Origin of the sequence: Streptomyces sp. NBC_01426, from assembly GCF_036231985.1 — a bacterium.
Lineage (GTDB): Bacteria > Actinomycetota > Actinomycetes > Streptomycetales > Streptomycetaceae > Streptomyces.
The window spans coordinates 4,109,951-4,123,734 of record NZ_CP109500.1 but is presented as its reverse complement, the minus strand read 5'-3'; the positions used below and the strand labels follow the sequence as shown (position 1 = coordinate 4,123,734).

Sequence of the window (13,784 nt, the reverse complement as noted above, 5' to 3'; positions counted from 1 at the left end):
CCCTGCCCCTCTTCTTCCGACCTGCCGCCCCGCGCGGAACAGCGGAACACCTGCGCGTGGACCTCAGAACTTGTCGAGCAACTGCCCGTAGATGCCGAACACCCCGACGGCCAGCGGGAACAACCCCACCACCCCGACGGACTCGACGAAGTCGGCCGTGCGCCGCAGCCGCACCTGCACGTGGTCCGGCGGCTGCATCGCGAGCCCGAGCAGCGGCAGCAGCGCGGCCACGCACAGCACGGCGAGGGCTCCCGCGCCGCCGCCGTGACCGATCCACAGCACCACGAGGCGTACGAGGAGCAACCCCGCCGCAGCGATCAGCGCCACGACCTCCGCGACCAGCGGGAAGGCCCGCGCCCTCGACAGGAGCACCACGGCGACGAGCGCCGGCAGGACCACGGTCCACACGCTCGGTTCGCCGGCCAGCGTGAGCAACCACCCGGCCGCCGCCGCGGAGACGGCCGCCGCGATCGTGGCGAGGGCGAGGCCCCGGTGCGTGGCCGCGAGCGCGTTGCCCACCTGGTGCCGGCTCACGGAGGTTCCGCCGGAGCGCCGATCGTCGAGCGCCGTCAGCCCCGAGGCCATCAGCGCGAGGCGGGGCAGCAGGCCGAGCACGACGACGGAGAACACGGCCATGACCGCGCCGAGTCGCGCCGGGTCGTCCTGGACGGAGGCGACGACCTCCCACACGGCGGTGATCGTGGCGATGGCGGCCGCGCCCATGAATCCGCCGCGACCGAGCGGGGAGAACCAGCCGAGCATGACGAGGGTCACGACGAGCGCGGCGGCGACGGCCGCCAGTCGGGCGATGCCCGCCCACTGGTAGGCGTCGGCGGCCGTCCACGCCGTGAGGATGCCGAGTCCTCCGGAGGCGAGCAGGAGGGCCGTGGCCAGGCCCCGGTTTCCTTTCCCTACGCGTGCGCCGAGGGCGCCGACGGCGAGCAGGAGGACGGTGACGACCAGCAGGGCGCCGGCGAGGGCGTCGAGTGCGAACTCGCGGCGGGCGAGCAGGGCGGCGGTCACCGCGAAGGCGACGGTCGCCACTCCCGCGCTGCCCCTGCGGGCGGCGGGGCGCCAGCGCCAGGCCTGCAGGTCGAGGTCGTCGGCCACCAGGTCGACGACGTCGTGGACGACGGGGGCGGGCGGCGCGGAGTGGGTCCTGACCAGCCGCAGGACCGCGCCGTCGGCTATGCCGGCGCCGGCCAGGGTGCTGTCCTGCGGCAGCGCCGAACCGTCCGACGTCACCAACTGGCGTGTCATGGGCCGCGAGGCGGCACGGTCGTCGAGCAACTGCAGGATGTCCGGAAGCAGCTGACCTAGGGGAGTGTCCGAGGGGAGGACCATGTCGGCCCGGCGTCGCTCGCCGACCAGGGTCACCCGGGACAGTTGCGCTCGGGAAGTCGTAGCTGTGCTCACCACTTGCGGGAACCTATCATCGCGGCGTTGCGGCCCTTCAGGGTCAAGGTTTCTACGAATGGGTCGGCTCGGGCGACTTCGTCGCCGACGGCCGGGGCGACGTGTGGGCCTTGGACGGGCGGGGGGACTTCGACGGGGTCGCCGACCCGGTCGGGGTCCCGGACTTCGAGGGCTTCGGGGACCGCGACCCGGACGCGGGGGCGTGCACGGACGCGGCCTTGGAGGCCGCCTTCGACGGGGCCGACGCCTGCGAGGGGGTCGGGGTCGCCGACGGCTGCGCGTACGGCTGCACGAGTCCCTGTTGTTGCTGCTTCTGTTGTTGCTGTTCGGCCTTCTGCTTCGCCAGCGTGGCCTGGATGAAGGACCATCCGACGCAGCCCGCGCACAGGACGGCCGCGATGGCGACCCCCGCGAACACCTTCCCGAGCCGTTCGTCGGCGGTGCGTCTCGCCCGCCCCGCCCCGAACAGCAGCGCGTCGCGCATCCTGCGACGGCGTACCGCCACCGACTCCAGCAGTTGACTGTCGTAGTCCCGTGCCATGTGTCGTCCGTCGCCTCCCCCGCTGTTTTGCCTGTGCAACATAGAACATCCGTCGGGTTCGGGCACACCCCGGGGGCTCCGCGCGTCGCGGTGCGGATCACGGCTGGGAGAGGCGGGCGACCAGTTCGGCCAGTTCCACGCAGGCCTGCTCGATCTTGCGGCGGATGTTCTGCTGCTCGGTGACCATGGCCGACAGGAGGAGGGCCGTCAGGGCGGCCGAGCCGTTGAGGGCCATCAGGTTGGCCATGATCTCGAAGAGGCTGTGGTCCTCGAAGGGGCCCGCCCGATCGGTGGCCGCCGCGATGGCCACGACGGAGATCAGCAGCGAGCAGGGGGCCGCTCCCGGCAGCTGGAAGCGCACGGCGGCCCAGATCAGCAGCGGGAACACCAGGAACAGCAGCGAGAGCGAGCTGTGGGTGACCAGCAGGGTGACCACCACCGCCGTGACCGCCAGCGCCACCCCCTCGGCGAGCCGGTAGGGGTCGGGGGTCAGCCGGAACCGGGGCAGGACCAGCAGCAGCGGGGTCACGACCAGCACGCCCATCGCGTCACCGGCCCACCAGGACCACCAGACCGGCCAGAACCCGCTCGCCGGCAGGCTGCCGCTCAGCGCCAGCACCCCGGCGCCGACGGTGGCGCTGATCAGCATCGGCAGCAGCCCGCCGAGGAAGACCAGCGCCAGGCCGTCCCGCAGCCGGTCCATCTCGGTCCGGAAGTCGACCCGGCGGAGCATCGCGTACGCGCAGAGCGGGGCGAGGGTGTTCCCGGCGACGATGGCGAGGCCGACCGGCTCGAACGGGCCCAAGGTCTGCATGACGCAGAACGTGCCCAGCGCGATCCCCGGCCAGATCCGGGGCCCCAGCCACAGCAGCGCGGCGACCGCGATCCCGGTGGGCAGCCACAGGGGCGTGACCTGGGCGCCCGCGAGGACCACGCGCTGGAGCAGGCCGACGCGTCCGCCCAGGTAATAGGCGAGGGCGACGGCGAGGATCGACAGCAGCAGGTACGGGAGGCCTCGGCGTCGCGATCGCTCGGTGTGCACCCCATGTATGAGACAACGGCCGGCCGCTCCCGGGGGCGCCTGACACGCGCTACTCGGTGCCCGGTGGTGCGTCGTGGCGCAGGACGAGGACCGCCGCGTCGTCCGCGTGGCCGGTCGAGTCGGCCACTTTCATCACCTCGGCGGCCAGTTCCTCGGGGTCCGCGCCCGCCCCGTCCCGGACCACCCGGACCACCTCCGCCAGCCCCGTCTCGATGGGGAACGAGGGCCCCTCGACGACCCCGTCGGTGAGCAGGACGTAGGCGCCGGGCCGCCGCAGCCGGCGGCGGGTGACGGGGTAGTCGGAACCGGCGAGGACGCCCAGCGGGAGCCCGCCCTCGTCCTCGTCCGTCCCGCAGTCGCCGTCGACCGTGGCCCAGACGGCCGGGACGTGTCCGGCCCGGGCGCCGTCGATCTCCCAGGTGCTCGGGTCGAAACGGAGGAAGGTGCAGGTGGCGAAGAGTTCCTGGTTGACCGAGATCAGCAGGTCATTGGCGCGGCTGAGCACGTCGCCGGGGTCCTCGGCGGCCGCGGCGACGGCGCGCAGGGCGATGCGGATCTGCCCCATGAAGGCCGCCGCCTCCACGTCGTGGCCCTGTACGTCGCCGATGGAGAAGCCGAGCGAACCGTCGGTCAGCGGGAAACCGTCGTACCAGTCGCCGCCGATGTCCAGGCCCTGGCGGGCGGGCGCGTACCGGGCGGCGGTCCGCAGTCCGGGGGCGTCGGGCAGCGAGGGCGGCAGTATCTCGCGTTGCAGCGCCTCGGCCAGCTGGACCCGGGCCCGCTGGAGCTCGGCGCCTTCCCGGGCCTGGGCGGTGAGCCGTCCGAGGGTGGCCAGGAGGTCGTCGGCGCTCGCCTGCCGAGGGGCACGACGCGGGGCCATGGGCGTCTGGACCTCTCTCCGTGGGACGACGTGGGACGACCGAGCGGTACGCCCATCGTATTTGCGCGTCCCGATCCCCGCCCGGGGACGCCGTGCGGTTGCCGTCCCGCCCCGGAGCGGGTACCGGCGCGGTGGCGGCCCCGCCCCGGGTGCGTTCCCCGCCCCGTCCGGGAGCGGGTGGGGGGGCCGGTGCTACGCCGTGGCGGCGGCCGGGGCGAGGGCGGCCGCCAGGGCCTCCCGCGACGGGTTGCCCGTGAAGGTGACCCCGTCCGGGAAGCGCAGGTACGGGATGCCCGGCAGGGCCTCGGCGCGGACCGCGGCCAGCGCCGCCCGGACGGCGTCGGCTCCCCCGTCGCTCCAGGCGACCCCCGCGTCGGCGGCGAGGCGGCGCAGGACGGCGGGGTCGGCGATGTTCAGGCCGTCGGTGTGGTGGGCCCGGAAGAGCCGCTCGACGGCGGCCTCGGCCCGGCCCTGCGCGGCGGCGACGGCGATCAGCCGGTGCGCCTCGAAGGTGTGGGAGAAGACGGCCCGGTCGTGGTGGAACTCCAGGCCCTCGGCGGCGGCCAGTGCCGTGATCCGGGCGATCGCCGGGGCCATGTCGGCGCCGAACGCCCGCCGCAGCACCTCCGTCTTCGGTTCGCCCTCGACGGTGGCCTCGGGCGCCAGTTGGTGAGGGCGGAAGACCAGGTCGACCGTGCCGCCGGCGGCACGGACCCGGGCGGCCTCCCGGGTGAGGCGGGCGAAGGCGAAGTACGACCAGACGCAGGGGATGTCGAGGGTGAATTCGATCTTCATCGGGGGCCTCCGCGTACGGTGGGTGGTCGAGCTGACGGCTCGACGGTAGGAGCACCGGGACGGCCCGGGCATCCGTCGGGTGACGGGGATCCGAGGGGGACGTTCGATGCTGTTGGGCCGGGGTGGGGAACGGGCCGTCGTCGAACGGTTGCTGGCCGGGGCGCGCGACGGCCGCAGCGGGGTGCTCGTGGTGCGGGGCGAGGCGGGCATCGGGAAGACGGCCCTGCTGGACGGTGTGCTCGCCGAGGCGGGCGACGACGTACGGGTGTTGCGCGGGACGGGCATCGAGTTCGAGAGCGCCCTGCCGTACGCGGGGCTGCACCTGCTGCTGCGTTCCGTGCTCGACCGGGCCGACGTGCTGCCGGCCGCGCAGGCCGCCGCGCTGCGGACGGCCCTGGGTACCGGGGAAGCCGCTCCCGCCGGCGGCGACCGGTTCCTGGTCGGGCTCGCGGTGCTGACGCTGTTGGCCGAACTGGCCGAGGAGCAACCGCTGTTCTGCCTCGTGGACGATGCGCAGTGGCTGGACCAGGCGTCCGCCGAGGCCCTGGTGTTCGCCGCCCGGAGGCTGCACGCCGAACGGATCGCCCTGGTGTTCTGCGCGCGGGACCCGCACACGCCCGAGTTCCGACCGGCCGGGCTCGACGAGTTGCGGCTGCGGCGCCTCGACGGGGCGACCGCCGCCGACCTGTTGGCCCTGTACGCGGCCGACCTCGGGCACCACGAGCGGCAGGACGTGCTGCGGGAGGCCGAGGGCAACCCGCTCGCGCTGCTGGAGCTGACCACGGCGCGGCGCGAGGGCCACGGCTCCCCGTACGGGGGTCCGCGCGGCCGGATCGAGCAGAGCTTCGCCACCCGCATCGCCGCCCTGCCGGAGCCGACCGGGACGCTGCTGCTGGTGGCGGCCGCGGCCGACGAGGGCGACGCCGGGACGGTCTTCGAGGCGGCCGGCAGGCTCGGCGCGGGGCTCGCCGACCTGGCGCCCGCCGAGCAGCACGCTCTGGTGCGGCTCGACGGGACCCGGCTGGTCTTCCGGCACCCGCTGGTCCGGTCGGCGGCGTACCGGGGCGTCCCGGCGGCCCGCCGGCTCGCCGCGCACCGCGCCCTGGCGGAGTGCAGCGAGGGCCACCGGGCGGCCTGGCACCTGGCCGCGGCCGCGACGGCCCCCGACGAGGAGGTCGCCGCGGCGCTGGAGCGCGGCGGCGAGCAGGTCCGCGCCCGGGGCGGGCACGCCGCGCTGGCGGGGGTGTACGAGCGGGCCGCGGAACTGAGCCCGGATCCCGCCGATCGCGGCCGCCGGCTCGGCGCCGCGGCGCAGGCGGCCCTGCACGCGGGCCAGTTGGACCGGGCGTGCGCGCTCGCCGCGACCGCCCGCGTCGCACCGGGCGGTGCGACGGCGACCGCCCGGCTCGCGTCGATCGTCGCGGAGATCGCCGACGAGCGGGGCGACCTGGCGCGGGCGCACACCCTGCTGGTGGAGGCGGCGCCGCCGGTGGCCGCCGACGATCCGCGGGGTGCGGGACGGATGCTGTTCCTCGCCGTGGGCAGCGCGTGGGTCGGCGGGGACCCGGAGGGCGTGGCGCGGGCGACCGGGGCGGCGACGGCGGCCGGTGTGCCGAACCTGGCGGAGATCCGGGCGCTGGCCCGGCTGTCGTCACCGGACGCGGAGGTCCGCACGGACGCGCTGCGGTTCCTGCGCGACTCCTCGGCGCGTCCCGCCGGGGAACTCGGGGACCTGCGCGAGGCGTTGCGTTCCGCGTGCTGGCCCGGGTTCCTGGGCGACCACCGGGCGGCCTGCGAGCGGGCCGCGGCCGTCGAGCGGGAGTGCCGGGCGCAGGGCGCGATCGGGGTGCTGCCGCGCGCCCTGCTGGAGGTGTGTCAGGCCCAACTGCGGCTCGGGCTGCACCGGGACGCCCTGGCCGGCGGTACGGAGGGGCTGCGGATCGCCGCCGACACCGGGCAGGTCCGGACGGCCGCGCAGCTCGCGGGCACGCTCGCCGGTCTGGCGGCCGCCCGGGGCGACGAGGCCTGGTACCGGGAGCTGGCGGTCACCGCCGGGACCGTCGACCTGCCCGACATACGCCACCGGTTGGTGTCGGCGGGCATCCTGCTCGACCTGGGGCTCGGCCGGCACGAGGCGGCCGCGGACCGGGCCGCCGCGGCGCCGGCCGGGGCGGGCTGCACGTGTTGCGGCCGGGACTCCGACGAGGTGGAGGCGGCCCTGCGGGCGGGTCGGCCGCGCGCCGCCCTGGCGGCGTGGGAGCGGCTGCGGGACCTGTCCCGGCAGCTGGACCGGCCCGGGATCCGCGCGGTGGAGGTACGGTGCGAGGCCCTGCTGGCCGACGACGCCGAGGAGTTGTTCCGCGGCGCCCTGGCCCTGCACGGCGAGGGGGACACGGACCGCTTCGAGGAGGCCCGGACGGCCCTGCTGTACGGGGAGTGGCTGCGCCGGGTGCGGCGACCGGTCGACTCCCGGGGGCCGCTGCGGGCGGCCCGGGACGCCTTCACGCGGCTGGGCGCGACCCCGTGGGCGGGGCGGGCCGCCGGGGAACTCCGCGCGGCGGGCGAGGGCCGGCCGGAGCAGCCCGTCGCCGGGTCCGACCTGGACCGCCTGACGCCCCAGGAGTTGCAGGTGGTGCGGCTCGCGGCGACCGGTCTGACCAACCGGGACATCGGGGCCCGGTTGTTCCTCAGTCCACGGACGGTCGGGTACCACTTGTACAACGCGTATCCGAAGCTGGGCGTGACCTCGCGGATGGAGCTGACCCGGCTGGACCTGGCGGTCTGAAAAGACCCGGCGGGGAGCGGGGTGCGGCGCGCGGGATCCCGTCTGCGCCGGAACGGGACCCGCCCCCGTCACGACCCCGGTCATCGCAACCCGGTCACTCGACAGAGGACCGGCCGCCTTGCCCGCTCGTAGGTTCGGGGCATGGAAAACAACCTGCGTCTCGCCCTCGTCATCGGCTCCACCCGCGAAGGCCGCTTCGGCCCGACCGTCGCGGACTGGTTCGCCCCGATCGCCCGTCTGCACGCCGACTTCGACCTGGACGTCATCGACGTCGCCGCGCTGGAGCTGCCCGACGTTCATCCCGACTGGGGCACCGAGCCGACCCCGGGACTGACCGCGCTGCGGGCCCGGGTCGAAGCGGCCGACGCCTACGTCGTCCTCACCCCCGAGTACAACCACAGTTACCCCGCCCACCTCAAGCACTTCATCGACCTGCACCACTCCGAGTGGAGGGCCAAGCCGGTCGGCTTCGTGTCGTACGGCGGCCAGGCCGGCGGGCTGCGCGCCGTCGAGCACCTGCGCCAGATCTTCGCCGAACTGCACTGCGTGACCGTCCGGGACGTCGTCAGCTTCCACTCCGCCTGGGACCACTTCGGCGAGGGCGGTCGGGCGGACGACCCGGCGGGCGCCGCCGGCGCGGCCAAGGTCCTGCTCGACCAGCTCGCCTGGTGGGGACGGACCCTGCACGAGGGCCGTGCGGCCCGCCCGTACGGCAACTGATTCCCCAGACAGGTGACCTGACGGTCGGTCGGCCCGGACGACGTCGCCGCCGGCGCAGCCGTCGACCGACCGCGGATCACCGTCAGAACGGAAGGAACCACCGATGACCACCACCGAACCGGCCGCTCTCCGGCGGACCGCGACTCCCGTCCCCTCCCCGCTCGCGATCGCCATGGTGGTGGTCCTCGGCTCGTTCATGACGGTGCTCGACACCACCATCCTCGGCGTGGCCCTGGGGGGCCTCTCGCGCCACTTCGCCTCCCCGCTCGCCACCGTCCAGTGGACCGCGACCGCCTACACCCTCGCGCTCGCCACCGTCATCCCGCTCACCGCGTGGGCGGCGGCCCGCTTCGGCACGACGCGGCTCTACGTCACCTCCATCGCCCTGTTCACGGCCGGTTCGGCCCTCGCCGGGCTGGCCTGGAACATCGAGACCCTGATCGCGTTCCGGGTCCTCCAGGGCCTCGGCGGCGGCATGGTGATGCCGCTCGGGATGGCCATCGTGCTGAACGCCGCCTCCCCCGGGACCAAGGGCCGGATGATGGGCCTCCTCGGTCTTCCGGTGCTGGTGGGGCCGCTGGTCGGACCGGTGCTCGGCGGGTGGCTCGTGGACGAGGCCTCCTGGCGGTGGATCTTCTTCGTCAACGTGCCGGTCGGGCTCCTCGCGGTGGCCCTGGCCGCGCGGATCCTGCCCCGCGACACCACCCGCGCGTCCCGCCCGCTCGACGTCGTCGGCCTGCTGACGCTCTCCCCGGGCCTCGCGGCGCTGATCTACGGGCTGGCCACGGGCGGCGAGCACGGCGACTTCGCCTCGCCCACCGCGCTGGTGCCCACCGTCGTCGGCGCGGTGCTGGTGGCCGCCTTCGTCGTACGGGCGCTCAAGGCCCGTACGCCGCTGCTGGACCTGCGGCTCCTGCGGGTACGGGCCTTCTCGGCCGGGGTGGGCACGATGGCGCTGTTCGCGGGAGCCTACTTCGGGGCGCTGATGCTGGTGCCCATGTACTACCAGCTCGTACGCGGTGAAAGCGCCACGGTGTCGGGGCTGTTGGGCATCCCGCAGGTGCTGGCGACCGGGATCGCCCTCCAGATCGCGAGCCGGCTCACCGACCGGGTCCCGGCGGGGCGGATCGTGCCGGTCGGGGTGTCGCTGGCGGTGCTCGGCTACGCGGCGTTCACGGCCCAGATCGGCGACGCCGAGGTCCCGTACTGGCGGCTGATGGCCGCGCTGACGGTGGCCGGCGCGGGGGTCGGGATGACGATGATGCCGACCATCACCGGGGCGACCCGCGGGTTCGGCCCGGACCGGGTCCCGGCCGCGAGCACCCTGCTGAACATCAACTCGCAGATCTCCGGGTCGATCGGCATGGCGCTGTTCTCGGTGCTGCTGACCACGGCGCGGCCGGCAGCGGCGGCCTGACCGTCGCCCGCGGCACGTCGGCCCCCGCGCTCGCCGGCGCCTTCCAGCACACCTACCTGTGGGTGGTCGTCGCACTGGCCGCCGCCCTGGTACCGGCGCTCCTCCAGCCCCGTACGCACGAGTGACCGCGAGCCGGGCGGTGCGCCACGGGCCGTCGCCCGTCGCGTCAGGGAGTTTGCGCGGCGAGGAAGGCCCGCTGGTCGTCGAGGAGGCCCGGCGGGAAGAGCGCCCTCGGGGCGAAGAGCGCCGTCAGCGGCAGCCGCCACGAGGACCGTTCGACGGGGGTGCGGACCAGGGAGTGGGTGGCCCCCGGATAGCGGCGGACCGTGAGGGTGCCGGGGGCGAGCGTCGCCCGGTACACGGTCTCGGTCTCGGCGCCGTCGACGTTCAGGTCGTCGGCGCCCGAGATCAGCAGCACGGGCAGGTGCGGCATCGCCCGCAGGTCGGCGGTCGCGTCGGCCGTGTGGTTGCGCCCGATGAACGTCCAGCGCCCGGCCGTCAGTTGCGGATCGGCGTCGGGGCTCGCGCGGTACTCCTCGTAGCCGGCGCCGCGCCGCAGCAGCGCGCCGGTCGTCTCCCTGCGGCGCAGGGCGGCCGCGACGCGCTCCGGGCCGGCGCCCTCGTCGCGCAGTTCCGCGCGCAGGTTGTACTCCCCCTGGCGCTCCCAGTTCACGGCGGTGCCGACGGCGATCACGAAGCGGACCCCGGGCGCCGGGGCCCGCGCGGCCACCTTGGGCAGGACCCAGCCGGCCTGGCTGGCGCCCCAGAGCCCGATCCGGGACCGGTCGATCTCGGGTCGCCGGCCCGCCCAGGCGAGGGCGTCGAGGCTCTCGCGGGCCCGGTCGTCCATGGTCTGGTCGAGCCAGTCGGTGGGCTTGTCGAGGGAGAGGGAGGCGTAGCCGGCGCGGGCGAAGGCCTCCCAGTAGGGGCGGTAGAACCCGTCGTGCGTGGCGTCGACCTCGCCGTCGCCGTGCACGAACACGACCAGGGGGTAGGGCCCCCGGCCGGTGGTGGGGGTGGCGAGCACCCCGGACAGTTCGTGCCCGGCGGCGGGGACGGTGACCTGTTGTTCGCGCAGGTCGTAGTCGTTCTGCCAGACGACGACCCCGGTGAGGAGGAGCGCGGCGGCCAGGGCGAGGAGGAGGAGCGTGCGGATGGTGCGTCGTGTGCGGGACATGCCGGTACCCCCGTGGGACGTGCGGGTCGATCGGAAACGCGGAAAGCCGCGGCGTCTCGGAACGCCAGAACGATCGAACTGGAAACGATCGTAACGGTCATGAACGTATTATGCTTGTGCGTATGACGACGACATTGCTGCGCGGACTGCCCGAGGGCGCCGAGGAACGGGTGGCCGAGCTCTACTGGGAGGCCTTCGGCCACAAACTCGGCGCCGCCCTCGGGCCCGCCGGGCCGGGGCGCCGGTTCATCGCGGACCACCTGCACGCGGACCGGGCCCTGACCGTCCTCGCCGAGGACGGTCGAGTGCTGGGCGTCGCCGGGTACCAACTCGCGGGCCGCGGCCTCGTCGGCGGTGACGCGGCCGCGATCAGGGCCGGGTACGGGCAGGTCAGGGGCCTGTACCGGGTGTTCCTGCTGGCCCTGTTGGAACGCACCCCGGCCCGCGGCGAGCTGGTCATGGACGGCATCGCCGTGGACCCCGCCCGGCGGGGCGAGGGCATCGGCGCCCTGCTGCTGGACGGCGTCGAGGAGGTCGCCGCCGAGCAGGGCTGCCGGCGGATCCGGCTGGACGTGGTCGAGGAGAACCCGCGGGCGCGGGCCCTGTACGAGCGGCGCGGCTTCCGGGCCGTGAAGGTGCGGCGGACGCCGTGGCTGCGGGACGTCCTGGGCTTCGGGGCCGTCACGACGATGCACAAGGCGGTGACGGTCCGATGATCCCCACCCGGCTGGTGGTGCACGCGCTGGTCCGCGAGGACAGCACGGTCGACGCCGGCGAGCTGTACGAGGTCGCCGGCGCGCTCGGCATGACCGACCAGCAGGTCCGCCTGTGCGTGAAACGACTGGCGGCGGAGGGCCGCTTCGAGGTCGAGGGGCGGGGGCGGCGGGCCGTGCTGCGCGCGGTGGGTCCGGGCGGCGGACTGCCGGCCGTCCCCGAGGTGGAGTACGTCCGGCACGCCTACCGGCAGGACCGGGGCCTGGAGCCCTGGGACGGGGTCTGGCACGTGTTCGCCTTCGCGGTACCCGAATCCGCGCGGGCGGCCCGGGACGCCCTGCGGGACGCCCTGACGGGCCTGGGGGCGGCGCCGTTGCAGGGCGGGCTGTACGTGACCCCGAACCCGATCGGGCCGTACGTCCGCGCCCGGGCCGCCGAACTGGGGGTGGGGGCCGCACTGACCTGCCTCGGCACCCGGGACCTGGAGGTCGGCGGGACGGACGACCCGCGGGCCCTCGCGGCCCGGCTGTGGCCACTGGCGCAGATCGCGGAACGGTACGAGGCGCTGCGCGAGCTGGCGTCACGCCCCGAGCCGGGGCCGTCGGAGCCGGGGCCGTCGGAGCGGGGGTCGTCCGACTCGGGGCCCGTCCACCCGCTGGCACGCGCGGTGGAACTGGCGGCGGCGTTCTCCGAGGCGATGCTCCCGGACCCGCTGCTGCCGCCCGAGCTGCTGCCCCGACCCTGGCCCGGCGCGGCGGCCCGCGCGGCCGCCGCCCGCGCCTGGGACCGGCTCGACTCCACCGCCCCGTCCCCGGGGCCCCGCCTGTTCCGGCTGTACGCGCGGGCCCTGGGACCGGACCCGGACGAGCCGCGCGATACGCCCGGGTAGGTCATGATGTGAGGGGGTATATCCCTCTAGACCGCGCGACGACGGGCCCCGCCCCGGGGCCGGCCGCCGGAGGAGCGCAGAGCGATGGAACACACCGATCTCACCGATGTCTCGACCCACGAGGCCAGGGCACTCTCGGTGGCCCTGTTCCGCGAACTCGCCGCCTTGGAAGAGGGGACCGAGGAGTACTCCCGCACGCGCAACACGCTCGTCGAACTCAACCTCAGCCTCGTGCGGTACGCCGCCCGCCGGTTCCGCAACCGCAGCGAACCGATGGAGGACATCGTCCAGGTCGGCACCATCGGGCTCATCAAGGCCATCAACCGCTTCGACCCGGCCCGCGGCGTCGAGTTCACCTCGTTCGCGATGCCCACCATCACCGGGGAGATCAAGCGGTTCTTCCGTGACACCAGTTGGGCCGTCAAGGTCCCCCGCCGGCTCCAGGAACTGCGGATCGACACCGCCAAGGCGCACGACGCCCTGGAACAGGGACTCGGCCGCGAGCCCACCGACGCCGAACTGTCCGAGCGGCTGCACGTCACGCCCGAGGAACTCGCGGAGGGCCGGAAGGCGGCCTGCGCCTACTCGGCGCGTTCGCTGGACGCCCCGCCGCAACCGCAGGAGGAGGGCGAGCGCGACCCGTACACGGCGCGGCCCTCGCTCGGCGCGGAGGAGCCGGCCTACGACCTGATCGAGTGCATGGAATCGCTGGTGCCGATGCTGGCCGGGCTGCCCGCCCGTGAACGGAGCCTGCTGGAGCTGCGCTTCGGGGAGGAGCTGACGCAGGCGGAGATCGGGGAACGGCTCGGGCTGTCCCAGATGCACGTGTCCCGGCTGCTGAACCGGACCCTGACCCGGCTGCGCACCGGGCTCCTCACGGACGCGGAGTCGACCGACCCGGATCCGGACCGGGCCCCTGCTCGGGAGTCCGAGCCGAGTCGGTCCCCGGACCCGGCACTTCCAGCCAGACCGTCTTGCCGACCCCCGCGCCGCCCGACGGCTGCGCCCCCCAGCTCCGTGCGAGTCGCTCCAGGACGACGAGGCCGTGTCCTCCCGGCCGACCGCGGTCTCCCGACACCCGCCGCCGCGGAGGCTCGGGGTTGTCGTCGCTGACCTCGACGCGCAGGCGTCCGGGGGCGTGTCGCAGGACGAGTTCGCGGGGCCCGCCCGCGTGCAGGCAGGCGTTGGTCACCACTTCGGAGACCAGGAGGAGCACGTCGTCCACCGCGTCCTGGTCGCGCGTCCACTGCCAGTCGGCCAGTGCCTGCCGGGTGAAGTCCCGGCAGCGCGTGACGACCCCCGTCGTGGCACCGCCCAGGACCAGCCTCCGAGTCTGCTCGGCCACAGGGCCTCCCGTCTCCCGCACCGCCCCTGCGCGGCGCACCTACCCCGGCCCGGACCGGTCAAC

At 74.9% G+C, this 13,784-nt stretch carries 11 protein-coding genes and 2 pseudogenes; 6 read left to right on the top strand and 7 right to left on the bottom strand.

Features of this window, described 5'->3' with window-relative positions; all coding sequences use genetic code 11:
* Nucleotides 1-63 precede the first annotated feature (63 nt).
* The 5 genes and pseudogenes from eccD to OG906_RS18260 form a co-directional block, all read right to left on the bottom strand.
* Nucleotides 64-1,419 (bottom strand): type VII secretion integral membrane protein EccD, encoded by a 1,356-nt coding sequence (gene eccD / locus OG906_RS18280; RefSeq protein WP_329444142.1) that lies wholly within the window; start codon nt 1,417-1,419, stop codon nt 64-66.
* Nucleotides 1,420-1,651: 232 nt separating this feature from the next.
* Nucleotides 1,652-1,957 (bottom strand): annotated as a pseudogene (locus tag OG906_RS18275) (hypothetical protein); the annotation flags it as partial.
* A gap of 97 nt (nt 1,958-2,054) precedes the next feature.
* Nucleotides 2,055-2,999 carry an MASE1 domain-containing protein gene (locus tag OG906_RS18270; RefSeq protein WP_329444141.1) on the bottom strand — a complete coding sequence of 315 codons (945 nt, stop codon included), beginning with the start codon at nt 2,997-2,999 and terminating at the stop codon, nt 2,055-2,057.
* Nucleotides 3,000-3,048: 49 nt separating this feature from the next.
* Nucleotides 3,049-3,879 (bottom strand): PP2C family protein-serine/threonine phosphatase, encoded by an 831-nt coding sequence (locus OG906_RS18265; protein WP_329444139.1) that lies wholly within the window; start codon nt 3,877-3,879, stop codon nt 3,049-3,051.
* A gap of 192 nt (nt 3,880-4,071) precedes the next feature.
* Complete coding sequence (locus OG906_RS18260) at nt 4,072-4,674, bottom strand: DsbA family oxidoreductase (protein WP_329444137.1); 603 nt, start codon at nt 4,672-4,674, stop codon at nt 4,072-4,074.
* Between the two features lie 106 nt (nt 4,675-4,780).
* Between OG906_RS18260 and OG906_RS18255 the strand changes: the two genes are divergently transcribed.
* The 3 genes from OG906_RS18255 (at nt 4,781) to OG906_RS18245 (ending at nt 9,596) form a co-directional block, all read left to right on the top strand.
* Entirely contained in the window at nt 4,781-7,459 is a 2,679-nt protein-coding gene (locus OG906_RS18255) for a LuxR family transcriptional regulator (RefSeq protein WP_329444135.1), read from the top strand.
* Nucleotides 7,460-7,600: 141 nt separating this feature from the next.
* Nucleotides 7,601-8,179 carry an NADPH-dependent FMN reductase gene (locus OG906_RS18250; protein ID WP_329444134.1) on the top strand — a complete coding sequence of 193 codons (579 nt, stop codon included), beginning with the start codon at nt 7,601-7,603 and terminating at the stop codon, nt 8,177-8,179.
* 103 nt (nt 8,180-8,282) lie between these two features.
* Complete coding sequence (locus tag OG906_RS18245; RefSeq protein WP_329444132.1) at nt 8,283-9,596, top strand: DHA2 family efflux MFS transporter permease subunit; 1,314 nt, start codon at nt 8,283-8,285, stop codon at nt 9,594-9,596.
* 166 nt (nt 9,597-9,762) lie between these two features.
* Here OG906_RS18245 and OG906_RS18240 read toward each other — a convergent pair whose 3' ends face one another.
* Nucleotides 9,763-10,773, bottom strand: coding sequence for an alpha/beta hydrolase family protein (locus OG906_RS18240; RefSeq protein WP_329444131.1), 1,011 nt, complete (start codon nt 10,771-10,773; stop codon nt 9,763-9,765).
* A gap of 122 nt (nt 10,774-10,895) precedes the next feature.
* On the opposite strand from OG906_RS18240, the gene OG906_RS18235 reads away from it, so the two are divergent.
* The 3 genes and pseudogenes from OG906_RS18235 to OG906_RS18225 all read left to right on the top strand — a co-directional run.
* Nucleotides 10,896-11,489, top strand: a complete 594-nt coding sequence (locus OG906_RS18235) for a GNAT family N-acetyltransferase (RefSeq protein WP_329444129.1) — start codon at nt 10,896-10,898, stop codon at nt 11,487-11,489.
* Nucleotides 11,486-12,376: a PaaX family transcriptional regulator C-terminal domain-containing protein gene (locus OG906_RS18230; RefSeq protein ID WP_329444127.1), complete on the top strand. Its 891-nt coding sequence runs from the start codon at nt 11,486-11,488 to the stop codon at nt 12,374-12,376. Before OG906_RS18235 ends, OG906_RS18230 begins: the two co-directional genes overlap by 4 nt.
* Nucleotides 12,377-12,481: 105 nt before the next feature.
* Nucleotides 12,482-13,258, top strand: a pseudogene (locus OG906_RS18225) (SigB/SigF/SigG family RNA polymerase sigma factor); the annotation flags it as partial.
* On the opposite strand, the gene OG906_RS18220 reads toward OG906_RS18225, so the two are convergent.
* On the bottom strand, nt 13,251-13,592 hold the full coding sequence (locus tag OG906_RS18220; RefSeq protein ID WP_443067461.1) for an ATP-binding protein: 342 nt from the start codon (nt 13,590-13,592) through the stop codon (nt 13,251-13,253). The pseudogene OG906_RS18225 and the gene OG906_RS18220 sit on opposite strands and share 8 nt — an antisense overlap.
* Nucleotides 13,593-13,784 lie beyond the last annotated feature (192 nt).